The organism is Hydrogenophaga sp. BPS33 (assembly GCF_009859475.1).
GTDB lineage: Bacteria > Pseudomonadota > Gammaproteobacteria > Burkholderiales > Burkholderiaceae_C > Hydrogenophaga.
On the sequence record NZ_CP044549.1, the window covers coordinates 2684763 to 2708567 of the forward strand.

Annotated in this window: 23 protein-coding genes and 1 pseudogene; 16 read left to right on the top strand and 8 right to left on the bottom strand. The window is 65.4% G+C overall.

What is annotated here, in order from left to right; translation table 11 throughout:
• Positions 1-16: 16 nt before the first annotated feature.
• Genes F9K07_RS12475 through F9K07_RS12485 form a run of 3 tightly spaced genes read left to right on the top strand, consistent with a single transcriptional unit; the run spans position 17 to position 2453 of the window.
• A complete protein-coding gene (locus tag F9K07_RS12475; protein ID WP_159593525.1) occupies positions 17-835 on the top strand; it encodes an ABC transporter ATP-binding protein in 819 nt (272 codons plus the stop codon).
• Positions 832-1866: an MlaD family protein gene (locus F9K07_RS12480; RefSeq protein WP_159593527.1), complete on the top strand. Its 1035-nt coding sequence runs from the start codon at positions 832-834 to the stop codon at positions 1864-1866. Before F9K07_RS12475 ends, F9K07_RS12480 begins: the two co-directional genes overlap by 4 nt.
• Complete coding sequence (locus F9K07_RS12485; RefSeq protein WP_159593528.1) at positions 1863-2453, top strand: PqiC family protein; 591 nt, start codon at positions 1863-1865, stop codon at positions 2451-2453. The genes F9K07_RS12480 and F9K07_RS12485 overlap by 4 nt, the downstream gene beginning before the upstream one ends.
• A gap of 6 nt (positions 2454-2459) precedes the next feature.
• On the opposite strand, the gene F9K07_RS12490 is transcribed toward F9K07_RS12485, so the two are convergent.
• Positions 2460-2711 (bottom strand): hypothetical protein, encoded by a 252-nt coding sequence (locus F9K07_RS12490; protein WP_159593529.1) that lies wholly within the window; start codon positions 2709-2711, stop codon positions 2460-2462.
• A 164-nt stretch (positions 2712-2875) separates the two neighbouring features.
• Here F9K07_RS12490 and F9K07_RS12495 point away from each other — a divergent pair, with 164 nt between their 5' ends.
• Positions 2876-4420: a methyl-accepting chemotaxis protein gene (locus F9K07_RS12495; protein ID WP_159593530.1), complete on the top strand. Its 1545-nt coding sequence runs from the start codon at positions 2876-2878 to the stop codon at positions 4418-4420.
• Between the two features lie 206 nt (positions 4421-4626).
• Entirely contained in the window at positions 4627-5580 is a 954-nt protein-coding gene (locus F9K07_RS12500; protein WP_159593437.1) for an IS110 family transposase, read from the top strand.
• 184 nt (positions 5581-5764) lie between these two features.
• On the opposite strand, the gene F9K07_RS12505 is transcribed toward F9K07_RS12500, so the two are convergent.
• Both F9K07_RS12505 and F9K07_RS12510 read right to left on the bottom strand, forming a co-directional pair.
• A complete protein-coding gene (locus F9K07_RS12505; protein WP_159593531.1) occupies positions 5765-6406 on the bottom strand; it encodes a response regulator in 642 nt (213 codons plus the stop codon).
• On the bottom strand, positions 6399-8132 hold the full coding sequence (locus F9K07_RS12510; RefSeq protein WP_159593532.1) for a sensor histidine kinase: 1734 nt from the start codon (positions 8130-8132) through the stop codon (positions 6399-6401). Before F9K07_RS12510 ends, F9K07_RS12505 begins: the two co-directional genes overlap by 8 nt.
• A gap of 257 nt (positions 8133-8389) precedes the next feature.
• On the opposite strand from F9K07_RS12510, the pseudogene F9K07_RS12515 reads away from it, so the two are divergent.
• Positions 8390-9507 (top strand): annotated as a pseudogene (locus F9K07_RS12515) (chromate transporter).
• A 5-nt stretch (positions 9508-9512) separates the two neighbouring features.
• Here the strand turns inward: F9K07_RS12515 and F9K07_RS12520 are convergent.
• From F9K07_RS12520 to F9K07_RS12535, 4 genes are all read right to left on the bottom strand, one after another.
• A complete protein-coding gene (locus tag F9K07_RS12520) occupies positions 9513-10478 on the bottom strand; it encodes a Bug family tripartite tricarboxylate transporter substrate binding protein (RefSeq protein ID WP_159593533.1) in 966 nt (321 codons plus the stop codon).
• A gap of 26 nt (positions 10479-10504) precedes the next feature.
• Positions 10505-11521 carry an amidohydrolase family protein gene (locus F9K07_RS12525; protein ID WP_159593534.1) on the bottom strand — a complete coding sequence of 339 codons (1017 nt, stop codon included), beginning with the start codon at positions 11519-11521 and terminating at the stop codon, positions 10505-10507.
• Between the two features lie 91 nt (positions 11522-11612).
• Positions 11613-12257, bottom strand: a complete 645-nt coding sequence (locus tag F9K07_RS12530; protein ID WP_159593535.1) for a TetR family transcriptional regulator — start codon at positions 12255-12257, stop codon at positions 11613-11615.
• Between the two features lie 144 nt (positions 12258-12401).
• A complete protein-coding gene (locus F9K07_RS12535) occupies positions 12402-14105 on the bottom strand; it encodes an AMP-binding protein (protein WP_159593536.1) in 1704 nt (567 codons plus the stop codon).
• A 147-nt stretch (positions 14106-14252) separates the two neighbouring features.
• Here F9K07_RS12535 and F9K07_RS12540 point away from each other — a divergent pair, with 147 nt between their 5' ends.
• Genes F9K07_RS12540 through F9K07_RS12550 form a run of 3 tightly spaced genes read left to right on the top strand, consistent with a single transcriptional unit; the run spans position 14253 to position 17265 of the window.
• Positions 14253-15080, top strand: coding sequence for an alpha/beta fold hydrolase (locus F9K07_RS12540; RefSeq protein WP_159593537.1), 828 nt, complete (start codon positions 14253-14255; stop codon positions 15078-15080).
• Positions 15077-15292, top strand: coding sequence for a DUF3820 family protein (locus F9K07_RS12545; RefSeq protein WP_159593539.1), 216 nt, complete (start codon positions 15077-15079; stop codon positions 15290-15292). Before F9K07_RS12540 ends, F9K07_RS12545 begins: the two co-directional genes overlap by 4 nt.
• A 35-nt stretch (positions 15293-15327) precedes the next feature.
• Positions 15328-17265, top strand: a complete 1938-nt coding sequence (locus F9K07_RS12550) for a PAS domain-containing hybrid sensor histidine kinase/response regulator (RefSeq protein ID WP_159593541.1) — start codon at positions 15328-15330, stop codon at positions 17263-17265.
• A gap of 6 nt (positions 17266-17271) precedes the next feature.
• Here F9K07_RS12550 and F9K07_RS12555 read toward each other — a convergent pair whose 3' ends face one another.
• Entirely contained in the window at positions 17272-17874 is a 603-nt protein-coding gene (locus F9K07_RS12555; protein WP_159593543.1) for a 3'-5' exonuclease, read from the bottom strand.
• Positions 17875-17934: 60 nt separating this feature from the next.
• Between F9K07_RS12555 and F9K07_RS12560 the strand changes: the two genes are divergently transcribed.
• From F9K07_RS12560 to hscB, 7 genes are all read left to right on the top strand, one after another.
• Positions 17935-18300, top strand: a complete 366-nt coding sequence (locus tag F9K07_RS12560; RefSeq protein ID WP_159593545.1) for a DUF6172 family protein — start codon at positions 17935-17937, stop codon at positions 18298-18300.
• Positions 18254-20371, top strand: a complete 2118-nt coding sequence (gene uvrB, locus F9K07_RS12565; protein WP_236581937.1) for an excinuclease ABC subunit UvrB — start codon at positions 18254-18256, stop codon at positions 20369-20371. The genes F9K07_RS12560 and uvrB overlap by 47 nt, the downstream gene beginning before the upstream one ends.
• Positions 20372-20591: 220 nt before the next feature.
• Positions 20592-21128 (top strand): Fe-S cluster assembly transcriptional regulator IscR, encoded by a 537-nt coding sequence (iscR, locus tag F9K07_RS12570; protein ID WP_159593547.1) that lies wholly within the window; start codon positions 20592-20594, stop codon positions 21126-21128.
• Between the two features lie 67 nt (positions 21129-21195).
• Complete coding sequence (locus F9K07_RS12575; protein WP_159593549.1) at positions 21196-22413, top strand: IscS subfamily cysteine desulfurase; 1218 nt, start codon at positions 21196-21198, stop codon at positions 22411-22413.
• Between the two features lie 12 nt (positions 22414-22425).
• Positions 22426-22812, top strand: coding sequence for a Fe-S cluster assembly scaffold IscU (iscU, locus tag F9K07_RS12580; protein WP_159593551.1), 387 nt, complete (start codon positions 22426-22428; stop codon positions 22810-22812).
• A 6-nt stretch (positions 22813-22818) separates the two neighbouring features.
• Positions 22819-23142: an iron-sulfur cluster assembly protein IscA gene (gene iscA / locus F9K07_RS12585; protein ID WP_066272849.1), complete on the top strand. Its 324-nt coding sequence runs from the start codon at positions 22819-22821 to the stop codon at positions 23140-23142.
• Positions 23143-23274: 132 nt separating this feature from the next.
• The gene (gene hscB, locus F9K07_RS12590) at positions 23275-23793 is read left to right on the top strand and encodes a Fe-S protein assembly co-chaperone HscB (RefSeq protein WP_159593553.1); all 519 of its coding nucleotides are present in this window, start codon (positions 23275-23277) and stop codon (positions 23791-23793) included.
• The last annotated feature ends 12 nt before the right edge of the window (positions 23794-23805 follow it).

The following is a 23805-nucleotide window of genomic DNA, read 5'->3' on the forward strand; positions in this document are numbered from 1 at the left end:
GCCGATGCAAGAGGCCATGCACGAACGCGAGGATGCATCCGAGACGGCGCCGACCGCGTCCAGCGCCCAGGCGCCGCTGGTGCGTGTGCTAGGTCTCACCATGGCCTTCGGCGCGAACGTGGTTCAGCGCGACCTGAACTTCGAGATTCAACGCGGCGAAGTGCTGGCCATTGCCGGCGGCAGCGGCTGTGGCAAGAGCACGCTGCTGCGCCACCTCATCGGCCTGCAGACGCCCGCGAAAGGCCAGGTGCTGATCGGAGACCACGATCTCTACGCTGCCGACGAAGACGAGAAGGCTGCCTTGCTGCGCAACTTCGGCGTGATGTTCCAGGCCGGCGCACTGTGGAGCAGCATGACGGTGGGCGAGAACGTGATGTTGCCGCTGCAGATGATGACCGACATGGACGAAGCCCAGCGCGAGCAGGCCGCTCGCTTCAAGCTGGCGCTGGTGGGGCTGGCGCGCAGCTTCGACGTCGAGCCGGCCGCCTTGAGCGGCGGCATGCGCAAGCGCGCTGCGATCGCGCGGGCGCTCGCGCTGGATCCACCGCTGCTGTTTCTGGACGAACCCTCCGCCGGGCTGGACCCTCTGACCTCGGCACACCTGGACGAACTCATCATGCATTTGCGCGACGACCTGGGCACCACCGTGGTGATCGTGAGCCACGAACTGGAGAGCATCTTCGCGCTGGCCGATCGCCTGCTGTTCCTGGATGCCAAAAGCAAGACCATGACGGCGCTGGGCCCACCCAGGGAACTGCGCCGCAGCGGTCCCGAAGAGGTCCAGCACTTTCTGCGGCGCGGCGCGCCCGCCCCCCAACGCGAGGAGACGGCATGAAACGCAAGGCCAATCCCACCCTCATCGGCACTTTCGTGGTGGCCGCCATCGCCCTGATCGCGGTGGCGATCATCGCGCTGGCCGGCAGCAACTACTTCACGCGCACCGAGCGCACCGTGATGTATTTCAGTGGCTCGGTGTACGGTTTGCAGGTCGGCGCACCGGTCGTCTTTCGCGGCGTGCGCGTGGGCAGCGTGGAGTCGGTCGAGGTGTCGTACGACCAGGGCTCCGATACCTTTTCCATTCCGGTGATCGCCGCACTCGATGCCGATGCGCTGCGCGGCCTGGATGGCAAGCGTCCCGACGCGGAACCCGGCCCGGCGCTGCCTGCGTTGATCGAGCGCGGCCTGAGCGCGCAACTGTCCACGCAGAGCCTGCTCACCGGCCTGTTGTACGTCGACCTCGACCTGCGCCCCCAGCGCGCGAGCAAGAGGCGTGGCAGCGCGATGCACGACGAGACCGAGATCCCGACCACGCCCACGGCCATCCAGGCGTTCCGCGACCAGCTCGAAGGCATCGACCTGCGCAAGATCACCGACGACATCTCGGCCATTGCCGCGTCGGCGCGCGCGCTGCTCTCCGGCCCGCAGCTCAAGCAGGCGCTGAACGACATGGCGCAGATCACGGCCACGGTCAAGCGCGTGTCCGAGCGCCTGGACAAACGCCTGGACCCCTTGGCCGACGAGTTGCAGCGCTCGCTCGTCTCCACGCGCACCGCCATGGACGGCATGAACAAGGCGGCCACGTCGGTCAACCAGACCGCCGTGGGCCTGGGCCGCACCTCGGACCAGGTCGCTGAGATCCTGGCGCCAGACGCGCCGCTGGTGCAGAACCTGCAGCGCGCGGCCAACGAGGTGAGCCGCACGGCAGGTGCGTTGCGCGAGGCCACGTCCGGCGATTCGAACCTCATGGTGGGCGCCGACCGCGCGCTGGACGACCTTTCGCGCGCCGCGCGCGCGCTGCGCGACCTGGCCGAAGCGCTGGAACAACAACCCGATTCGCTCCTGCGGGGCAGAAAGGTGGACGAATGAATCGCCGCAATACCCTGATCGGCCTGGGGCTGGCCCCACTGGTGCTGGCGGGCTGTGCCCACGATGCCCCACCGGTGCGCTGGTACGAGTTGCGCGCCGATCCTCCGGCGAGCCCACCCGCACCGCGTCCGGGCGACGGGGCGGTGTGGGAAGTGGCGAGCATGGTGCGGCTGCCCGGCACGCTGGACCGCGACACCCTGGTGGTGGCCAGCGGGGCTGCCGGGGTGGAGCGCTTGTCAGGGCACCGCTGGGTGGAGCCCTTGCGTGCCAGCATTCCTGCGCGCCTGGTGACCGATCTGGCTGTGTTGCGCGGTGAAGGCCTGGTGTGGCGCGCGCCCGTGCAAAGCGGCGTGAAAGTGGACAAGCGCCTGCGTGTGCAGATCGACACGCTGATCGCCGATGCCGCTCGCCGCTCGCTGCAGGTGAAGGCGCGCTGGTGGCTCAGCGATGAGCGGGGCAGCCCGACCGCGCCCGTGGCGGGCGAGGCGGACTTTCAAGTGCCGCTGGCCGACACCTCGGTGGACGCGCTGGCCGCGGGCCACCGCATGGCGGTCTGGCAACTCGCGCAGCGCATCGCGGGCGGCTGAGCCAGCTCAGCCGAAGGTGGTGTCGCTCTGTGCGTGGGCGTCGCCCATGTAGAGCTTGAGGATGGGGCCTTCGCCATCGTGTTCCCACACGCGGCCGCGGACGTGGAACTGCCGTCCCCCCAGGCGCAGCAGATCGCCCTTGGCGGGCGATACGTTGTGGCCCTGCCAGAAATCGGGGACGGTGACGGGGGTGCGCCGGATCCAGGCCTGGTCTTCGGCGCTGAACACCAGGACGGTGCGCAAGGGAGATGGGGTCATGGGTGAACTCCTGGGCGGCTGGGTCTTCGGGGGCGATGGGCCGCAGCTTAGCGCATGACCCCATCGTTTGATCTGCGTCAAGGGTTGGCCGCTATTTGCAGCTAAAGCCAGGACAATCACGAGCCGATAGTGGGGTTATTTCGTCCACACTTGCCGAGATTGCCATGCGCGTCAATACCCCCGTCACCCAGCGCGAATTCGAGTTCGCAGACAACGCGACCCTGATGTCGACCACCGATGCGCAGAGCTACATCACCTACGCCAACGCGGCATTCGTCGATGTCAGCGGCTTTTCGCTCGAGGAAATCCAGCGCCAGCCGCACAACCTGGTGCGCCACCCCGACATGCCCAAGGAGGCGTTCGCCGACATGTGGGCTACGCTCCAGGGCGGCGAGCCCTGGACCGCCCTGGTGAAGAACCGCCGCAAGAACGGAGACCATTACTGGGTGCGCGCCAACGCCACGCCCGTCATCCGCAATGGCCAGACCGTGGGGCACATGTCGGTGCGCACCAAGGCCACGCGCGAGGAGATTGACGGCGCCGAGCGCTTGTATGCCGACATGCGCGAAGGCCGTGCCACCCACCTGAAGTTGCACAAGGGCCTGCTGCTGCGCACGGGATTGATGGGCATCACCACCGTGTTCAAGACCATGCGCGTGCGCAGCCGCATCCGCCTGGCCCTGGGGCTGCTGCTGGGCGGGCTCTGCGGCGGCTCGTGGGCCATGGGTTTGCAAGGCATGCAATGGTCGTCATTCGCCGGGCTCTCAGCGGTGGGCGTGGGTCTGGCAAGCTGGTTTCTCGAATCGCAACTGGCCCGGCCGCTCGAAGAGATGCGCGAGCAGGCGCTGCGCGTGGCCACGGGTGACACCCAGAAGGTGGCCCATATGGACCGTGTGGATGAGATCGGCATGACGATGCGTTCCATCAGCCAGTTGGGCCTGATGTTTCGCTGGCTGATCGACGACGTGAGCCAACAGGTGCTCACGGTGCAGACCGCCGTGACCGAAATCGCGCAGGGCAACAACGACCTGAGCCAGCGCACCGAACAGGCCGCCTCCAGCCTTCAGCAGACCGCGGCATCGATGGAGCAGATGACGGCCACGGTGCGGCAGAACGCCGAGACTTCCAGCCAGGCCAACCAGCTCTCGGGGTCGGCCAGCGATGCCGCCTCGCGCGGTGGGCAGGCGGTGTCCCAGGTGGTGCACACCATGGGCGAGATCACCGAGAGTTCGCGCAAGATCCAGGACATCATCGGTGTGATCGACGGCATCGCCTTCCAGACCAATATCCTGGCGCTGAATGCCGCGGTGGAAGCGGCACGCGCAGGCGAGCAAGGCCGTGGCTTCGCCGTGGTCGCCGGTGAAGTGCGCAGCCTAGCGCAGCGCAGCGCCCAGGCCGCCAAGGAGATCAAGGAACTGATCGGTGCCAGCGTGGGCAAAGTGGAGGCGGGTAAGCGCCTGGTCGACGATGCCGGCAAGACCATGGACGAGATCGTGCACCAGGTGCGGCGTGTGTCCGACCTCATCAGCGAAATCAGCTCGGCCACCATCGAGCAGAGCAGCGGCATTCAGCAGGTGAGCCAGGCCGTGGGCCACATGGACCAGGTCACGCAGCAGAACTCCGCGCTCGTGGAGCAGGGGGCCGCAGCTTCACAAAGCCTGCAGCAACAGACCCAGCGCCTGGTGGAAGCGTTGAGCGTGTTCCGTTGACGGCTTGTATGGTTGAGGTGTTGGGGTGGAGGGCCTGGAAGTACGGCTATCGGCTTGGACCGACTGGCGGAGATTGCCCCCACCCCGCCTTTCAGCGTCGATAAGGAACTGAGCGGCACCCAGTAGCGCCGATCTTGAAGCAAGCTAACGCGGCTGGCGGGAATTTCCACCCCAACACTTGCCATTCTTTCTCGCAGGAGGTTGCCATGCAAGAAGTCCATGTGTTCATCGGGGTAGATGTGGCCAAGGCCGAACTCGTCGTCGCCACGGCCTCCCAACCAGGATGCCGCAGCATCGCCAACGAGGTCGGCGCCATCAGCGCCTGGCTGCGTGAGCTACCAGACAACACCCTTGTGGCCATGGAGTCCACCGGGCGCTACCACCAACTGCTCGCCACCCTGGCACACGCAGCGGGTCTGCAGGTGTTCGTGCTCAACGCCCGCGATGTGTTCTTCTACGCCCGCGCCCTGGGCGCTCGGGCCAAGACCGATCGGCTCGATGCCCATGTGATCGCCCGTTACCTTCTTGAACATCATGAGCACCTGCACCCCTGGCAGGCTTGCTGCCCCGCGCTCGCTCAGGTCAACACCCTGCTCGCGCAGCGTTGGACGGTAGTGACCAAACGCACCGCGCTGCACCAGTCGCTACAGGGCTGTGATGCAGCCATCGCTGCCGAGCTAGGGGCCCTGGATGCGGCCTTCGCCACGCTGCTTAAGGCCATGGATGCGCGCATCGCAGCACTGTTCGCAAAGGATGCCCGCTTGGCAGAGCAACGGGCTTTACTGCAAAGCATCGTGGGCGTGGGCGCGCAAAGCAGTGCATTGCTGGCCAGCGTGCTGGCCCAGCTGGACTTTGCCAGCGCCGATGCCTTGGTGGCCTATAGTGGGCTGGACCCGCGTGCCTGTGATTCGGGCCGCAGCCGAGGCCACCGAAGGCTCTCCAAACGCGGACAACCGGCTCTACGACGCCAGATGTACCTCGCCGCCATGTCGGCCTGCCACACCAAGACATTTGAAGCCACTTACAAGGCTTTGCGCCAGCGCGGCCTGAAGACCACCGAAGCCCTCGTTGTACTGGCTCGCAAGCTCCTGCGTATCGCCTTTGCCGTCTGGCGCTCTGGCAAACCATTCGAGCCTCAGCGATATGCACCCAGCGCTTGACTTCTATCCATAGAACCTCCGCCGGCAGGAGATACCGCACACACACTCTCTCCGGCGAGCGTGCCCGAATCCAGAGGCATCAAGGGACGGCTGCGCCGGCCCGAGATGCCGTCCCCCCTCGAAGCGCCGAAGGCGCGCCACAGAGGGGGGAAGCCGCGTCAGCGGCGCAGGGGGGTGTTCCCCTTCACTGCTCTTCCACGCTGATCAGGCCCTCCCGGATCGCCAGGCGCACCAGCGCCGGCACGTCGCTCACGCCCAGCTTGGCCATGAGGCGGCTGCGGTAGGACTCGACCGTTTTCGGTGACAGGTGCAATTGTTCGCCGATGGCCGCGCTGGTGAAGCCGCGCACCACGAACTGGATCACCTGCTGTTCGCGCACGGAGAGCGTGTCGATGCCGCCCGGCGCTGCGTCGTTCACCAAGGCGCTCACCGCCAGCTCGGCCACGCTGTCGCCCAGGTACTGGCGACCGGTGGCCACGGCCTCCACCGCGGCGAGCACCTCGCGCGAGGGCGATCCCTTGAGCACGTAGCCGAGTGCGCCCAGGCGCATCGCTTCGGCCACGTGGCGGGGCTGCGAGGACATGGTCAGCATGATGGTGCGGGTGCTCAGCTTTCGGCGCTGCAGGAGCTCCAGCAGCTCCAAGCCCGAGCGCTGGTTCAGGTGCAGGTCCAGCAGCATCACGGCGGGATCGAGTCGGGTCAGGTCGCTCAAGGCGGTCGTGGGATGGTCCGATTCACCCACCACCTGGTGCCCGGCGCCTTCGAGCACGGCACGCAGGCCGTCTCGCATCATCGCGTGGTCGTCGACAAGGTAGATATCAGTCATGGTTCGGGAGGATGGCGCAATCGATGTCTTGCGTTTGACTTCTGAAAGGGGTTTCCTGGACGAGCTCCCAGGTGAGCGAAACCGTGCTGCCGCCCGCGGGCTGGCCATGGGCCTGCAGGTGCGCGCCAATGGCCAGCGCCCGTTCGCGCATGCCCACGATGCCGAGGTGGCCGGGCCGGCCTGCGGCCATGTCGGGGTGCAGCCCGATGCCGTCGTCGGTCACGCTCAGGTGGAGCTGGCCGGCATGGCCATCGATGCGCAGCAACACGCGGCTCGCGCGGGCATGCAGCAAGGCGTTGACCATGGCTTCGCGGGCCACCATGAAGGCGGCATGTTCGACGTCGAGCGGCCAGCGGACCTGCGCCACATCCAGCGCCACTTCCAGCCGGAGCTCCACCGGCTCGGCATCAACAGCGCGTGCCTGCACCTCGTGGCGCAGCGCGGCCTGCAGGCCTTCGTCGTCCAGCAGAGGGGGGCGCAGTGCCACCAGCGCCTGCCGCACCTGGGCGTTGGCGGTGTCGATCAACTGGCCCAGGATACGCGCACGGTCGCTCAGCTTGGGCGGCAAAGGTTCGGGCACCAGGTTGAGCAGGACGTCGAAGGACAGGCGCATCGCGCTCACCGTCTGGCCCAGTTGGTCGTGCAAGGTCTGCGCGAGTTTGCGCGTGGTCTGCTTTTCTTGTTGGAGCAGGCGTTGTGCGAGTTCGGAAAGCGCACGCTGGTGTTGCGCCAGCGCGCGTTCGGTGCGCACGCGCTCGGTCACGTCGCGCAGGATGGCCGTGGCCACACGGGAGCCCCGCACCGTGAAGTGCGACACCGAGGCCTCCAGCTCCAGCGCCTGACCGTCGGCCCGCACGCCCGCGACGAGCCCCAGGCCTTTCGGGCCTTGCAGGGGCGAGGTGCGGTGCAGGCCGTCCAGGTGGGGCGCTTGCGGCAGTAGCGTGCTCAGGGGGCGCCCGAGCATGTGGGACGCCGGGTGCCCGAAGATGCGCGCCGCCGCGGGGTTGAACCGCTGGATGCGTCCGGCCAGATCCACGCTGACGATGGCGTCTCCGGCGGAATCGATGGCCGCGCTCAGCAGTTCGCCTTGTTCCTTCAAGCGTCGCCGGTGCTCGCGCTGGTAGCGCGCCACGTGCTGCGACATGGCGAATCCGGCAACGATGAGCAAAAAAGTGATGCCTCCGCCCCACAGCAGCAGGTTGCGCCTGAACGGGACGAGAGAGGTGAGCGCCGCATTCAGCGGTTGCAGGCCGACGGCGTGCCATGCCGTGGGCGCGGCGCCTTCCTCGTTCGGGAGCGAAACCCGGGAGAAGATGTAGGGCGCTCCCGTGCCGGTGTCGACGGTGTGCGAAGTGCTCTCGGGCAAGGCTCGCAGGATGCGCCACTCGCGCTCTCCGATCGGATGTTGCGTCCCGAACAGCACACGGCCTTCGGCGTCGACCACGCGCAGGTCGCGTTGCCTGCGCTCGCTTTCGGCACCCAGGATCTGCTGGCGCAGGGCATCGATGTCGGCGGGTGTGAGTCCGCGCAAGGGCGCGGCGCCGGTGGGTCCGGGTGGTGCAGGACGTTCGGCGGTGCGACGCGCAAGCAGCTCCGCGAACAAGCGCGAGGATTGTTCAACTTGAGCATTGGCTTGCTGTCGGAGTGCGTCGGCCAGCATGCGCTCGGACGACACCAACAGCAGGCACAACAACACAAAAGCAATCACCGCTGGGAGCAAGGGCAATGCCCCGCTCAATGCGCGGTCTTGTGGCCTATGGATCGACATGTAACTCCCTGACTTTTCATGCGCCGGGTGTAGTTCGGTATATCGGCGCAAGCGGGCAGCGTATCAGAGCTGTTGTGGCGTTTTCCGTGAAAAAACCCTCGGCATGCGAGTACCGCTGCGCCATTTTTGGGGATGCCTACCCCCATGGGTGTCACGCTGCGGTCAACGGCACGCCCTACATTGCGCCCTTCGTCGCATTGTTCCGTCCACCGCCCATGTCAGACCTCTCCGTGTCAGCCGCTCCGCAACCGGTCCGTTTCGCGCAGGCGCTTGCGTTCTGGCTCAAGCTGGGTTTCATCAGCTTTGGTGGACCTGCCGGGCAGATCGCGATCATGCACACCGAGTTGGTGGAGCGGCGCCGCTGGATCAGCGAGAAGCGCTTTCTGCACGCGTTGAACTACTGCATGCTGCTGCCCGGCCCCGAAGCGCAGCAACTGGCGACCTACATCGGTTGGCTGATGCACCGCACCTGGGGCGGCATCGTGGCCGGTGCCTTGTTCGTGCTGCCTTCGCTGTTCATCCTCATGGGCCTGTCCTGGGTCTACCTGCGCTTTGGCGATGTGCCGGTGGTTGCGGGCATCTTCTACGGCATCAAGCCGGCCGTGACGGCGCTGGTGCTGCATGCGGCGCACCGCATCGGCACGCGCGTTTTTCCAGGCGCCATCTGGCGCACGTGCTGGGCGCGGGGCTGGGCCTGTGGCTGCTGGCGATGGCGAGCTTGGTGCTCATGCATGGCTGGGCGGGCACGCTCGCGCAGATGGGCTGGTTCTTCACCAAGGCCTCATTGCTGACCTTCGGCGGCGCGTACGCCGTGCTGCCTTACGTGTACCAGGGGGCGGTGGACATGCACCACTGGCTCAGTGGCGCGCAGATGATCGACGGCCTGGCCTTGGGCGAGACCACGCCGGGCCCGCTGATCATGGTGGTCGCCTTCGTGGGCTTTGTTGGTGGCTGGACAAAGGCGGTACTGGGGCCCGATGCCTTGTTCCTGGGGGCTGCGCTGGCCGCGTGCGTGGTGACCTTCTTCACCTTCCTGCCTTCGTTCGTGTTCATCCTGGCTGGCGGTCCGCTGGTGGAGGCCACGCACGGCAAGCTCGGCTTCACCGCGCCGCTGTCGGCCATCACCGCCGCCGTGGTCGGCGTGATCCTGAACCTGGCGCTGTTCTTCGCGTACCACGTGTGGTGGCCACAAGGGTTCGCGGGGCCGCTCGATGCGGTGTCGGTGGCGATCACGCCGCTGGCGTTGTTGGCCTTGTTCCGCTTTCGCCTGGGCGTGATGCCGCTGTTGGGCCTGTGCGCGCTCGCCGGGCTGGCGTTGACCTTGTGGCGATAGCTCGCTCAGTCGATATGGATCTTCGCGTCGCGCACGATGCGCGCGTAGGTCGCGATTTCCTTGGTGATGTAGGGCGCGAACTGTGCGGGTCCTGCGGGGGCGGCGATGAAGCCTTGCGCACCGAGCCGCTCGGCGACAAGCGATGAACGCATGGCCTTGGCGGCCTCCTCGGTCAACCGCTTGCCGATGGCCTCGGGCAGCTTGCCCGGCGCCCAGAGGCCGTACCAGGTCACCATCTCGAAGCCGGGCAGGCCCGACTCTGCCACCGTCGGCACGTTCGGCATGCTGGGCAACCGTGCCTGGGTCGTCACCGCCAGCGCCTTGAGTTTGCCGCTGGCGATGTGCGGGGCGGTGGACGGCAGGGCATCGATGATCACGCTGATCTGCCCCCCGAGCAGGTCGTTGAGCGCGGCGGCGGTGCCGCGGTACGCCACGATGGGCGTCTCCAGCTTGCCGCCGAACTTGATGGCCTCCAGCGACACGTGCATCGGCGAACCGATGGCGGACGTCCCCAGGCTGAAGCCCTGCGGCTTGGCCCGTGCGGCTTCGAGGAACTGCCGCAGGTTCCCGGCGGGCACGCCGGGGTGTGCCGCCACCACCATCGGCACGGAGCCGAGGAACGAGACCGGTGTGAAGTCCGTGACCACGTCGTACGGCACCGTGCGCACCATGAGCGGGTTGGCGATCAGGGTGGGCGACTGCACCAGCAGCGTGTAGCCGTCGGCCGGTGCCTTGGCCACCAGGTCGCTGCCGATCACGCCGCTGGCACCGGCGCGGTTGTCCACCACGAAGGGCTGGCCCATCTGTTCGGTCAGGCGCTGCGCGAGCACGCGCGCCACCAGGTCGACCGTGCCACCCGGCACGTAGGGCACGATGATGCGCACCGGGCGGTTGGGGTACGCCTGGGCCTGAGCGGCGAAGCTGGTGGCGGACAGTGTGATGGCGAGCAGCGCGCCTATCCATCGGTTCATGGTGGGTCTCCTGGTGGGTGTTGGGGTTAGCAGCAGGGCATCTTCAGCAGGCGCAAGGCGTTGCGGAAATAGATGCCTTCCCGCTCGTCTTCGGGAAGGTTGAGCGAATCGATGGCTTCGGGGATGGTGCGGATGAACATCGGGCCGCCCTCCGGGTCGAAGGGGCAGTCGGACGCGAACACCACCTGCTTCGCGCCGAAGAAATCCAGCCCGCAACGGATGCCCGAGCGCCCACCGGCCAGCGCCGTGTCGGCGTAGAACATTCGGAAGTAATCGATCGGCCGCCTGGCCATGCTTTTGAGCAGGCCTTCGTAGTCCTCGTCGGAGGTGCGACTGCCGAACTGGTCCAGCCCGGGGCCGACGCGGCCATCGAAGAACGGGATCATGGCGCCCATGTGGTGCGTGATCACGCGCAGGTTGGGCAGCTTGTCGAAGAAGCCCGAGAACACCATGCGCGTCATGGCCGCACTGGTCTCATACGGCCAGCCGAAGGTCCACCAGATCTCGAACTTCGACTGCTTCTCCGAGGCGTAGTCGGGCATGTTGGCGCCGCGCGCAGGGTGCATCCAGACCGGTACGTCGTAGGTGTTGACCGCGGCATCGAAGATCGGCCAGAAGTCGGGCTCGTCGAGTGGGCGGCCGTTGACGTTGGTGAACATCTGGATGCCGCGCGCGCCCAGGGTTTTGATGGCGTAGGCCATTTCCTCCAGGCAGGCCGCCGGGTTGTTCATCGGCAGCGAGGCCACAAAAGCGGGGAATTTGTCGGGATGTGCGTCTCGGATCTTGGCCATCTCCTCGTTGGCCAGGCGCGCCAGCGCGGGCGAGTCCTGCGGGCCCGCGATCATCTCGATCGGCGGGTTCGACAGCGTGAGGATCTGCTGGTATTTGGGGAAGCCTTCCATCATCTTCAGGCGCGCTTCCAGGTCGTAGAGCACCGGGATGGTCAGCCAGCGCTTGATGGCGCCTTTGTCCTTCGCGAGTTCGGCCATGCGCTCGAAATACTGGCGCGGCAGGATGTGGGCATAGCTGTCGATTTTCCGCATGGGCTTCGTCTCTTTATTCACCATTTGGAGAATTGTAGGGCAAAGAAAAAGGGGCGCAAGCCCCTGGTTTTCCCTGTGTTCCTGGAAATCGCTACATGAGCACGAACGCGGACACCACCTCGGTGATGTGGGCCAGGCGCTGCGTCAACTGCTTGGGCGCCTTGAAGTCGCGGTTGAAGCCGGCTGAGAGCGTGTGGATGTTCGACAGATAGAAGTACGAGCAACCGGCGATGGTGATGTAGAGCTGCACCGGGTCGATGCCGCTGCGGAACAGGCCTTCCTTCTGACCGCGTTCGAGGATGTCGCCCAGCGACTGCACCAGCGGTGAGTTGAGTTCGCGGATGCGTTTGGAGCCTTGCAGGTGCCGCGCCAGGTGCAGGTTCTCGCTGTTGAGCAGCGTGATGAACTCCGGGTGGGCAATGTAGTAGTCCCAGGTGAATTCCACCAGGCGGCGCAAGGCAATCAAGGGCGCCATGCCCTGCAGATCCAGGTAGAGCTGCGCGTCGCGGATCTCCGCATACACGCTCTCCAGTGCCGCAGCGAACAGGCCGTCCTTGTCCTTGAAGTAGTAATAGACGAGCTTCTTGTCGACCGCCGCTTTCTCCGCAATGCGCTCCACGCGGGCGCCTCCAAGGCCGGCCCGCGAGAACTCTTCGCGCGCCGCCAGCAAGATGGCTGCCTTGGAGCGTTCAGGGTCGCGGATCTTGGGCTCGTGGGCGGCCTTCTTGGCGGTCACTGGGGCGTGTCCTTGTGGTGGAAAAGGGGCGGGGCGCTAGGGGTTGCCCGAAGGGTACTCGACCGGCCTGGTGCACCGAGCGCTTGCACCACCGCGCTCGCCTCCCTGGAGTGTCTTTTATTCATCAATTTGTGAATAGTGGGGTCAGGCGGTGGCCGCCGCCTTCAACCCCAGTTTCTTCACCATGGCTTCGCGCAGCATGAACTTCTGGATCTTGCCGGTGATGGTCATGGGGAAGGCATCGACGAACTCGATGTAGGCCGGCACCTTGTAGTGCGCGATCTCGCCGCGCGCGAAGTCCTGCAGCTCCTGCGCCGTGGCCTTTTCGCCGGGCTTCAAGACCACGCAGGCGCACAGCACTTCGCCAAAGCGGTTGTCGGGCACGCCGACCACCTGCACGTCCTGCACCTTGGGGTGGCGGTAGTAGAACTCCTCGATTTCTCGCGGGTACACGTTTTCGCCGCCGCGGATCACCATGTCCTTCAAGCGGCCGACGATATTCACGTAGCCCTCGGCGTCCATGGTGGCCAGGTCGCCGGTGTGCATCCAGCTTTCGGGGTCGATGGCTTCGCGGGTCTTCTCGGCGTCGTCCCAATAGCCCTGCATCACCGAGTAGCCGCGCGTGCACAACTCGCCCACCGCGCCTCTGGGCACGGCCCGGCCATTGACATCGACGATCTGCACCTCCAGGTGCGGCTGCACGCGGCCCACCGTGGACACGCGCCGGTCCACCGGATCGTCCACCGCACTCTGGGTGGAGACGGGTGAGGTTTCCGTCATGCCGTAGGCGATCGTCACCTCGCGCATGTTCATCTGCGATTGCACGCGCTTCATCACTTCGATCGGGCAAGGCGATCCGGCCATGATGCCGGTGCGCAAGCTGGAGAGGTCGGTGTGGGCGAACTGCGGATGGTCGAGCACCGCGATGAACATGGTCGGCACGCCATAGAGTGCGGTGCAGTGCTCGGCCTGCACCGTTTGCAGCACGGCGCCCGGGTCGAACGCCTCCGAGGGGTAGACCATGGCGCAGCCATGCGTGACGCTGGCCAGGTTGCCCATCACCATGCCGAAGCAGTGGTACAGCGGCACGGGAATGCAGATGCGGTCTTCGGGCGTGAGGCGGATCGCCTCGCCGACGAAGAAGCCGTTGTTCAGGATATTGCGGTGCGTGAGCGTGGCGCCCTTGGGAAAGCCGGTGGTGCCCGAGGTGAACTGGATGTTGATCGGGTCGGTGGCGGCAAGCCGGGGGCCGATGGAGGCGAGCTGGGCGTGTTGTGCCGCACCGGCTCTCGCGGGCAGCTCGTCGAAGTTCAGCATGCCGGAGGTCTTCTCGTTGCCCAGGCGGATCACCCAGCGCAAGTGGGGCAGGGCCTGGGCTTGCAGGGCGCCCGGGGCGCTGTGGTCGAGCTCGGGCGCGAGGCCACGCAGGATCTCGATGTAGTTGCTGGTCTTGAGCGCGGGCGCGAGCACCAGCGCCTTGCACGACACCTTGTTGAGCGCGTAGGCCAGCTCGTTGCCGCGGTAGGCCGGGTTGATGTTGACCAGCACCAGACCGGCGCGCGCGGTGGCGAACTGCATCAGCGTCCATTCGGCGCAGTTGGGCGCCCAGATGCCGACGCGGTCACCGGGTTGCAGGTCCAGTGCGAGCAGGCCGGCGGCCACGGCATCGCTGCGCCGCAGAAGCTCGCTCCAGTTCCAGCGCACGTTCTGATGGGGAATGACCAGCGCCTCGCGCGCGCCCCATTGCGCGGCCGCGCGAGCGAGAGCCTCGCCGATCGTGATCTCATGCAGAGCGGGGCTCTGCGGGCCTTGGGCATACGAGGGAGGGAGGGTGGACGCGTGGTTCATGGGTGGCCTGTCTGGAGAGCGCTTTTTCATGGGCCATCATGACCGTGTCTGCGCGCGCCCACACGCTCGGGATTTCCCTGAGGAGCGGGTGTTCCGTTCCAGTACGATGCGCACAGCCCGATCCATTTCCGTGGGAGACCCGCACGCATGAAAACCCGCCTGGAAATCGAAGGCCTGGAGGTCCTGGTCGAAGGCGAAGGCACGCACGCTGTACTGATGCTCAATGGCTGGCCGGACTCCCCCGCGTTGTGGGACGACACGGTGGCCGCCTTGCGCGACGGGTACCGCTGCGTGCGCTTCTCCCTGCCAGGCTACGAATTGGGCAAGCCGCCACGCGCCATGCCGGTGTCCTCGGTGAACGTCTTGATCCGCCGCATCGTCGACACCGTGAGCCCGAACGACCAGGTCACCTTGCTCCTGCACGACTGGGGTTGTTTCTTCGGCTATGAATTCACCGCGCGCCACATGGACCGTGTGGCGCGGGTGGTGGGCGTGGACATCGGCGACACCAGCGCCGGTGCTTACCGCCGAAGCCTCAGCGCCAAACAAAAAGGCATGATCGCGGGTTACCAGATCTGGCTGGCGCTGGCCTGGAAACTCGGCCCTGTGCTGCCCGGTCTGGCCAACCGCATGACGCGCTACATGGCGCGCCAGATCGGTTGCCGCAACCCGCCCGAGCAGATCGCCTGGCAGATGAACTATCCCTACGCCATGCTCTGGCTGGGTGAGGAAGGTGGCCTGCGCGGCGCGGCACGGGTGGACCGGCTGCTCGGCATCAAGATTCCCGCGCTGTTCATCTATGGTCGGCGCAAGCCCTTCATGTTCCATTCCGAGGACTGGGTTGCTCAGCTCCAGCGGGCACCCGGCTGCGAGGTTCTGGCGCTGGACACCGGCCACTGGGTCATGCGCCAGAAACCGGCCGAGTTCAATGCCTGCGTGCGCGCCTGGCTCGACATCTCCCTGGCCACCGCATGAAGCCCGAAGACCTGGAGCGCCTGCTTGTGGTCGAGATGCCCTATGGCAAGTACAAGGGGCGCTGCATCGCCGACCTGCCGGGCTACTACCTGAACTGGTTCGCACGCGAAGGCTTTCCGTCGGGCGAGATCGGCCGACTGCTGGCGCTGATGCACGAGATCGACCACAACGGCCTGGGCGATCTGCTCGCGCCGCTGCGTCGGCAGCGCTGACTGGGGACCATCTGGACCTCTGAATGGGATATTCGATGAGCCTTTCTTCCGAGCCACCACTCTCGCGGGCGTTCCTGGAAAGCGTCGTCGCGACGGTGCACGAGCCCTTGCTGGTGCTCGACGCCAGCTTGCGGGTGGTCATGGCCAGCGACGCGTTTCTCGCGCGCTTTCACGTTCAGCGGGCGGATACCGAGCAGCATCTGCTGCACGAACTGGGCGGTGGTTGCTGGAACATCCCGGGGCTGCGCGAGCTGCTCATCGGGGTCTTGGAGCGGGGTGCCGTGCTCGGGAACCACGAAGTCCAGCATCCCTTCAAAGACCAGGGGCCGCGCACGGTGCGGCTCAACGCGCGCCGACTGGCTCCACCCTCGGGCAGCGAGCAGGCGATGCTCCTGCTGGCGATCGAGGACGTCACCGGGCACGAACAGGAGCGCGACGCGGCGCAACTCGCGTCCATCGTGCGCTCTTCGAGGGACGGCATCATCAGCAAGAACCTGGACGGCATCATCCAGAGCTGGAACCGGGGTGCGCAACTGCTTTTCGGCTACACGGCCGAAGAAGCGATCGGCCAGCCCATCAGCATGCTGATTCCCGCCGACCATCTGGACGACGAGCCGCGCATTCTCGAACGCATTCGAGCCGGGGAGGCGATCGAGCACTACGAAACCACACGCATGCGCAAGGATGGCAGCCTGATCGACATCTCACTGACGGTGTCACCCATGCTGGACGCAAGCGGACGCATCGTGGGCGCGTCCAAGGTCGCCCGCGACGTCAGCGAAAGCCGTCGCTCGCGCGATGCCTTGCGCGAGAGCGAAGAGCGCCTGCGCGAATCGCACGTGCGGTTGGCCGAAGCCGATCGGCGCAAAAACGAGTTCCTGGCGATGCTGGCGCACGAAATGCGCAACCCCTTGGCGCCCATCCGCAACGCCCTGGAAATCCTGCGGCAGGCGAACCACCACAGCGAGACGACCCTGTCGGCCATCGCCATGATGGAACGCCAGGTGGCTCAGATGGTGCATCTGGTCGACGACCTGATCGACGTCAACCGCATCACGCGCGGGAAGATCGAACTGCGCCGCGTGGCGGTTGATTTGGCGACCATCCTGCGGCAAGCGGTCGAAGTGGCGCAGCCGATCTGCGATCAGAAGGGGGTGTTGCTGACGTTGGATTTTCCGGCGGAGCGCGTGGTGCTGGATGCAGACCCGTTGCGCTTGATACAGGCGCTTGGCAACCTGTTGCACAACGCCTGCAAATTCACCGACAAGGGTGGCAACGTATGGCTCGATGTGCGGCGCGAAGGCGACCAGGTGGAACTGTGGGTGCGCGACAGCGGCATCGGCATTTCAGCCGATCAATTGCCCCGCATCTTCGAGTTGTTCGTGCAGGGTGACCTTTCTCTGGAGCGCTCCAGCGGTGGTTTGGGCATTGGCCTGAGCCTGGCAAGGAACCTGGTGGAACTGCATGGCGGTACGGTGCGGGCCAGCAGTGCCGGCAGGGGGCGCGGAAGTGAGTTCGTGGTGCGTCTGCCGATCGCCATGGCGTTGGACTCTCCGGATGAGGACGGGCCACTTGTCGCGACTATCGAAACACCGGCGATCGCATCGCATCGCATCCTCGTGGTGGACGACAACCGTGACGCCGCGGAATCGTTGGCCATGTTGCTGGAACTGAGCGGGCATGAGACACGCCTCGCTTTTGACGGCCTCGAGGCTGTGGCCTTGTCCGCGCAGTTTCTGCCCGAGGTGGTGTTGCTGGACATCGGCCTGCCCAAGATGAATGGGTACGAGGTGGCCGCCCGGATCCGCGCGCTCCCGGGCGGAGACGCCACGCTGCTGATCGCGTTGACGGGCTGGGGGCATGACGAGGAACGGCAGCGTTCCGCCCAGGCCGGCTTCGACGGCCATCTCGTCAAGCCCGTGTTCCCCGATGCGCTCTTGAAGCTGATCGCCGAGAGGTTGGACAGACCTTAGCAGGCCTTAGTCCAGCCCGAGCGCATGGAACACCCGCACGGCGGCCCACGCGTCGTTCGCCGCATAGACCAGTTGCGCCTCACTCAACAGGGGGGCGGCCCAGTTCGACGTGGCGGCCTTCTTCGATTTGAGAAAGCGCCGCTGGAACAACAAGGCGACCGCTGCTTTCACGCCGACGTCCTTGCGGTAGCCGCGCGCGCGAAACACGGCGTTGAGGTCCATCACCGCCGCCGGTTGCACCGCCAGTTTGGCCACGATGCGCCGGGTGTCGTCGCCCAGGCCAAAGCCGGCCTTGACGTGCCCATCGTGCGCGAGCAGGGCGGCCACCTCGGTGCGGCAGGCAGGGTCGTGCAGCTGGAATACCCAGGCGCGCTGCGGCGTGGCCAGTTGCACGGTGTGCGGTCCGTCGGACACTTGGTCCTTGTGAAACGTGGGTTTGGACTCGGTATCAAAACCCCAGACCGTGTGTTCGATCAACGCCGCGCAGGCCTCGCGCGCCTGCGCCACCGTGTTCACGAGCGTGATGCGGTCCAGCCCCAGGCGCTCGAAAGGTTCGAGCAGTTCGATCTCGTCCTTGCTGGGGGTGAGGTGTTTGGCGTGGGCAGACATGGCGCGTGAGAATACCCTGCGGCGCGCATAATCGCGCGCTTCGCCTCCAGATCGCTTGCCATGAGAAAAACCTTTGCCCTCGTTCAAGAGGGCCGCCACCGCGACCGCGTGCTAGAAGCCGTCAAGCACGAGATCCGAAAATACCTCAAGCGCGAACGCCGCCGCGAGCTGCCAGAGGGCGTCGATTTTCTGGACTTCGATTGCCGTGTCGGTGCCAGCAAGGAAACCGCGCAAGTGGTGCACCTGTCCGAGCTGATTCCCCGGGTGGACGCCGTCGCGCGCGAAGGCGGTGAACAGGCCTACGTGGAAATCCTGGCCAAGCCAGGGGTGCGCCGACCGAGGACCGATGTTGTCCGCGACCATCCGGCACAATCGTCCGATGCCCCAGACGACCCTGCCGCCGACACCCCAACCCCTGCTGCCTGAGTCGGCAGGCGGCACGCCCGCGGAGGGCGAGTTCCTCACATTCCCTGGCTCGCCGTTCCAGCTGTTCCTGCCGTATCCCCCGGCCGGCGACCAGCCCGAGGCCATCCGCCAGCTCGTGGAAGGCGCGAACGATGGCGAGGTGTTTCAGACCCTGCTGGGCGTGACCGGTTCGGGCAAGACCTTCACCATGGCCAATGTGATCGCCCGGCTCGGCCGCCCGGCGATCGTGTTCGCGCCCAACAAGACGCTGGCCGCACAGCTGTACAGCGAGTTCCGCGAGTTCTTCCCGAAGAACGCCGTCGAGTACTTCGTCAGCTACTACGACTACTACCAGCCCGAGGCCTACGTGCCGCAGCGCGACCTGTTCATCGAAAAGGACAGCGCGATCAACGAGCACATCGAGCAGATGCGCCTGAGCTGCACCAAGAGCATCCTGGAGCGGCGCGACGTGGTAATCGTCGCCACCGTCTCCGCCATCTACGGCATCGGCAAGCCCGAGAGCTACCACCAGATGGTGATGACGCTGCGCACCGGCGACAAGATCGGCCAGCGCGACCTCATCGCCCAGCTCGTGCGCATGCAGTACGCCCGCAACGAGCAAGATTTTTCGCGTGGCAAGTTCCGCGTGCGCGGCGACACCATCGACGTCTTTCCCGCCGAACACTCGGAAATGGCGATCCGCATCGAACTCTTCGACGACGAGGTCGAAACGTTGCAGCTGTTCGACCCGCTCACCGGCAAGGTGCGGCAGAAAATCCCGCGCTTCACCGTCTACCCCAGCAGCCACTACGTGACCCCGCGCGAGCAGGTGCTGCACGCGGTGGAAGCCATCAAACTGGAGCTGGCCGAGCGGCTCAAGCAACTGGTGGGCGAGGGCAAGCTGGTGGAGGCGCAGCGCCTGGAGCAGCGCACCCGGTTCGATCTGGAAATGCTGAGCGAAGTGGGCCACTGCAAGGGCATCGAGAACTACTCGCGCCACCTCGCTGGCAGCGCGCCGGGCGAGCCGCCCTCCACCCTGACCGACTACCTGCCCAAGGACGCCATCATGTTCCTTGACGAGAGCCACGTGCTCATGGGCCAGTTCGGCGGCATGTACAACGGCGACCGCGCGCGCAAGACCACCCTGGTGGAATATGGTTTTCGCCTGCCGAGCGCGCTGGACAACCGCCCACTCAAGCTCGAGGAGTTCGAGCAGCGCATGCGCCAGGTGGTGTTCGTCTCGGCCACACCGGCCGACTACGAGAAGACCCACACCGGCAACGTGGTCGAGCAGCTGGTGCGTCCCACCGGCCTGGTCGATCCGGAGCTCGAAGTGCGCCCGGCCACCCACCAGGTGGACGACGTGCTGCAGGAAATCCGGCTTCGTGTGGAGAAGAACGAGCGCGTGCTCATCACCACGCTGACCAAGCGCATGGCCGAGCAGCTCACCGATTACCTGACCGAAAACGGTGTGAAGGTGCGCTATCTGCACAGCGATGTCGATACCGTGGAGCGCGTCGAGATCATCCGCGACCTGCGGCTGGGCACATTCGACGTGCTGGTGGGCATCAACCTGCTGCGCGAAGGCCTGGACATTCCCGAGGTCTCTCTCGTGGCCATCCTGGACGCTGACAAGGAAGGCTTCCTGCGCTCCGAGCGCAGCCTGATCCAGACCATCGGCCGCGCCGCGCGCAACCTGAATGGCCGCGCCATCCTGTACGCCGACCGCATCACCGATTCGATGAAGAAGGCGATGGACGAAACCAACCGCCGCCGCGCCAAGCAGATGGCGCACAACGCGGCCATGGGCATCGAGCCGCGCAGCGTCAACAAGCGCATCAAGGACCTGATCGATGGCGTGTACAGCGAGAAGGCGGGCAAGGAGGCTGATCGCCTGGCCGCCGAGAGCGCGCAGCGCGCCAGCGTGGAAGACATGAGCGAAAAGGACGTGGCGCGCGAGATCAAGCGCCTGGAAAAGCTCATGCTCGAACACGCGCGCAATCTCGAGTTCGAGCAAGCGGCCAAGGTGCGCGACCAACTCGCCCACCTCAAGGCCCAGGTGTTTGGCGCACCCGGCAGCGACAACGTCTGAAGCCGGCCGCTTCGGGGCCCCGGGGTACGGGGCAGGGTTTACCAGTAAAATACCGAGCAAAACGCTAGGCTTTTGCTGTATACTCGACAAAAACAGTCGGATAAGCCTTCGATAAACAGATCTGCAACGGATCGGGTGGGTGGAGAAGGGGTTCAACAGGGTGTTTGTCATCCGTTGAACCATGCAACGACAGTCAAGCCAACACTTCAAGGAGCTTGAAATGCGCCTCACGACCAAAGGCCGCTTCGCGGTCACAGCCATGATCGATCTGGCCCTGCGCCAGAACAACGGTCCCGTCACGCTCGCGGCGATCAGCCAGCGTCAGCAGATTTCCCTGTCCTATCTTGAACAGCTGTTTGGCAAGCTGCGCCGCCACGAGCTGGTGGAGTCCACCCGTGGCCCGGGTGGCGGTTACACCCTGGGCCGCAAGGCGTCCGACATCACCGTGGCCGACATCATCGTGTCGGTCGATGAGCCGATCGACGCCACCCAGTGCGGCGGCAAGGAAAACTGCCTTGGCGAAGGCCACCGTTGCATGACGCACGAACTGTGGGCGCAACTCAACGCCAAGATGGTCGATTTCCTCGACTCGGTGTCGCTGCAGTCCCTGGTGGACGAGCAGTTGGCCAAGGGCGTGGTGGTGGAAAACGCACCCATGATCAAGCGCGCGATCTCCAGCGCGCCGGTGGTCAAGCCGATCCGCGTGAACGCGCCCAATTCGGTCTTCGCCCTCGGAGGCAGCGCGCTCTCCAAATGAACCTTGCCTGAGCGGGGCGAACGACCCCGCAGGCGCTCTATCCACAGACAGCCCACGCCAGCCCGCCATGAGCACTCCGCACTTTCCCATCTACATGGACTACAGCGCCACCAACCCCTGCGACCCGCGGGTGGTAGACGCGATGATCCCCTGGTTGCGCGAACATTTCGGCAACCCGGCTTCGCGCAGCCACGCCTGGGGCTGGGAAGCCGAAAAGGCCGTTGAAGGTGCGCGTGAAAAAGTGGCTGCCCTGATCGGGGCCGATCCGCGCGAGATCGTCTGGACCAGCGGTGCCACCGAGTCCAACAACCTCGCACTCAAAGGCGCGGCGCATTTCTACAAGACCAAGGGCAAGCACCTCATCACGGTGAAGACCGAGCACAAGGCTGTGCTCGACACCATGCGCGAGTTGGAGCGCCAGGGTTTCGAGGTGACCTACCTCGACGTGCAGGCCGATGGCCTGCTCGACCTGGAGGCCTTCAAGGCCGCGATCCGGCCCGACACCATCCTGGCTTCGGTCATGTTCGTGAACAACGAAATTGGCGTGGTGCAGGACATCGCTGCCATCGGTGCGATCTGCCGTGAGAAGGGCGTGATCTTTCACGTGGACGCCGCGCAGGCCACGGGCCGGGTCGACATCGATTTGCAGAAGCTGCCGGTCGACCTGATGAGCCTGACTTCGCACAAGACCTACGGCCCCAAGGGCATCGGCGCGCTGTACGTGCGCCGCAAGCCGCGCATCCGCATCGAGGCGCAGATGCACGGTGGTGGTCACGAACGCGGAATGCGCTCGGGCACGCTGCCCACGCACCAGATCGTGGGCATGGGTGAGGCCTATGCCATCGCCAAGGCCGAGATGCACGAAGAAAACCAGCGCATCCAGGCATTGCACGACCGCATGGTCGCCGGGCTGAAGGACGTGGAAGAGGTGTTCATCAACGGCCACGAAACGAAGCGCGTGCCGCACAACCTCAACATGAGCTTCAACTACGTCGAGGGCGAGTCGCTCATCATGGGCATCAAGGGCCTGGCGGTGTCGTCGGGTTCGGCCTGCACCTCGGCCAGCCTGGAGCCCAGCTATGTGTTGCGAGCCCTGGGCCGCAGCGATGAACTCGCCCATAGCAGCCTGCGTATGACGATCGGCCGCTGGACGACGGAAGAAGAGATCGACTACGCCATCGCCACCATCAAGGAAAACGTGGCCAAGCTGCGCGAGTTGTCCCCGCTGTGGGAAATGTTCAAAGACGGTATTGACCTGTCCACCATCCAGTGGTCAGCGCATTGAAGGAGAAACACCATGGCTTACTCGGAAAAAGTTGTTGATCACTACGAAAACCCCCGCAACGTCGGTTCCTTTGAAAAGGGCGACGACTCGGTGGGCACCGGCATGGTGGGCGCGCCCGCCTGCGGTGACGTGATGAAGCTGCAGATCAAGGTGAACCCGACCACGGGTGTCATCGAAGACGCGCGCTTCAAGACCTATGGCTGCGGTTCCGCCATCGCCTCGTCTTCGCTCGTGACCGAATGGGTCAAGGGCAAGACGCTGGACCAGGCCGCCGCGCTCAAGAACAGCGAGATTGCCGAAGAGCTGGCCTTGCCGCCGGTGAAGATCCACTGCTCCATCCTGGCCGAAGATGCGATCAAGGCAGCGGTGGACGACTACCGCAAGAAGCACACGAACTGAGGTTTCATGGCCATCTCGATTTCAGAAGCCGCTGCACGGCATGTCAACCGCTACATCGCCAAACGGGGCAAGGGTGTGGGTGTGCGCCTGGGTGTGAAGACCACGGGTTGCTCCGGCATGGCCTACAAGCTGGAATACGCCGACGAGATCGCGCCCGAAGACGTGGTGTTCGAGGACAACGGTGTGAAGGTGCTGGTCGATCCCAAGGCCTTGGCCTACATCGATGGCACGCAGCTGGATTTTGTGCGCGAAGGGCTGAACGAAGGTTTTCGTTTCAACAACCCGAACGAGCGCGACCGTTGCGGCTGCGGTGAGAGTTTCAGGATTTAGACTCACCCCCGCCGCGCTTGGCGCGACCCCCGCAGGGGGCGCAGGCAGCGCCCCGTCCTGAGCTTGTCGAAGGGCGGTTCCGCGCTGGCCCAGGACGGCGTCCTTCGTTCCACTGGCGCTTGTCTCCCTTTGATGAATCTTCAATCGAACGACTTCGAGATATTTGGTCTGCAGCCGCAGTTCGCCGTGGACCGTGCCGCGCTCGACACGCGCTGGAAGGATTTGCAGCGAGAAGCGCATCCGGACCGCTTCACCACCGCCGACGCACAGACCCAGCGCCAGGCGATGCAATGGTCGGTGCGCATCAACGAGGCTTACCAGCGTCTCAAAGACCCGCTCAAACGCGCGGCCTACTTGTGCGAACTGCATGGCGTGCCGATACAGGCCGAGAACAACACCGCCATGCCCAAGGCCTTTCTGATGCAGCAGATGCAGTGGCGTGAAGACCTCGAAGAGGCCGATGGTCTCGACGACCTGGAGCGCATGGCCGACGACGTGGCCACCACGCGCCGCGGCATGCTGCAAGGCCTGCAGACCACCGCCGACGAACAGCGCGACTGGACCGCGCTGGCCCAGCAGGTCAGAGCCCTTATGTTCGTTGAGCGCTTTGCCAGCGATGTGGAGAACCGCATCGATCTGCTGGGACAATAGCCGGCTCCCCCC

Excerpts from the sequence above, each read along its gene's own strand:
- F9K07_RS12475 (WP_159593525.1), top strand. The coding sequence starts at position 17 with ATGCACGAACGCGAGGATGCATCCGAGACGGCGCCGACCGCGTCCAGC.
- F9K07_RS12480 (WP_159593527.1), top strand. The coding sequence starts at position 832 with ATGAAACGCAAGGCCAATCCCACCCTCATCGGCACTTTCGTGGTGGCC.
- F9K07_RS12485 (WP_159593528.1), top strand. The coding sequence starts at position 1,863 with ATGAATCGCCGCAATACCCTGATCGGCCTGGGGCTGGCCCCACTGGTG.
- F9K07_RS12490 (WP_159593529.1), bottom strand. The coding sequence starts at position 2,711 with ATGACCCCATCTCCCTTGCGCACCGTCCTGGTGTTCAGCGCCGAAGAC.
- F9K07_RS12495 (WP_159593530.1), top strand. The coding sequence starts at position 2,876 with ATGCGCGTCAATACCCCCGTCACCCAGCGCGAATTCGAGTTCGCAGAC.
- F9K07_RS12500 (WP_159593437.1), top strand. The coding sequence starts at position 4,627 with ATGCAAGAAGTCCATGTGTTCATCGGGGTAGATGTGGCCAAGGCCGAA.
- F9K07_RS12505 (WP_159593531.1), bottom strand. The coding sequence starts at position 6,406 with ATGACTGATATCTACCTTGTCGACGACCACGCGATGATGCGAGACGGC.
- F9K07_RS12520 (WP_159593533.1), bottom strand. The coding sequence starts at position 10,478 with ATGAACCGATGGATAGGCGCGCTGCTCGCCATCACACTGTCCGCCACC.
- F9K07_RS12525 (WP_159593534.1), bottom strand. The coding sequence starts at position 11,521 with ATGCGGAAAATCGACAGCTATGCCCACATCCTGCCGCGCCAGTATTTC.
- F9K07_RS12535 (WP_159593536.1), bottom strand. The coding sequence starts at position 14,105 with ATGAACCACGCGTCCACCCTCCCTCCCTCGTATGCCCAAGGCCCGCAG.
- F9K07_RS12540 (WP_159593537.1), top strand. The coding sequence starts at position 14,253 with ATGAAAACCCGCCTGGAAATCGAAGGCCTGGAGGTCCTGGTCGAAGGC.
- F9K07_RS12545 (WP_159593539.1), top strand. The coding sequence starts at position 15,077 with ATGAAGCCCGAAGACCTGGAGCGCCTGCTTGTGGTCGAGATGCCCTAT.
- F9K07_RS12550 (WP_159593541.1), top strand. The coding sequence starts at position 15,328 with ATGAGCCTTTCTTCCGAGCCACCACTCTCGCGGGCGTTCCTGGAAAGC.
- F9K07_RS12555 (WP_159593543.1), bottom strand. The coding sequence starts at position 17,874 with ATGTCTGCCCACGCCAAACACCTCACCCCCAGCAAGGACGAGATCGAA.
- F9K07_RS12560 (WP_159593545.1), top strand. The coding sequence starts at position 17,935 with ATGAGAAAAACCTTTGCCCTCGTTCAAGAGGGCCGCCACCGCGACCGC.
- uvrB (WP_236581937.1), top strand. The coding sequence starts at position 18,254 with ATGCCCCAGACGACCCTGCCGCCGACACCCCAACCCCTGCTGCCTGAG.
- iscR (WP_159593547.1), top strand. The coding sequence starts at position 20,592 with ATGCGCCTCACGACCAAAGGCCGCTTCGCGGTCACAGCCATGATCGAT.
- F9K07_RS12575 (WP_159593549.1), top strand. The coding sequence starts at position 21,196 with ATGAGCACTCCGCACTTTCCCATCTACATGGACTACAGCGCCACCAAC.
- iscU (WP_159593551.1), top strand. The coding sequence starts at position 22,426 with ATGGCTTACTCGGAAAAAGTTGTTGATCACTACGAAAACCCCCGCAAC.
- iscA (WP_066272849.1), top strand. The coding sequence starts at position 22,819 with ATGGCCATCTCGATTTCAGAAGCCGCTGCACGGCATGTCAACCGCTAC.
- hscB (WP_159593553.1), top strand. The coding sequence starts at position 23,275 with ATGAATCTTCAATCGAACGACTTCGAGATATTTGGTCTGCAGCCGCAG.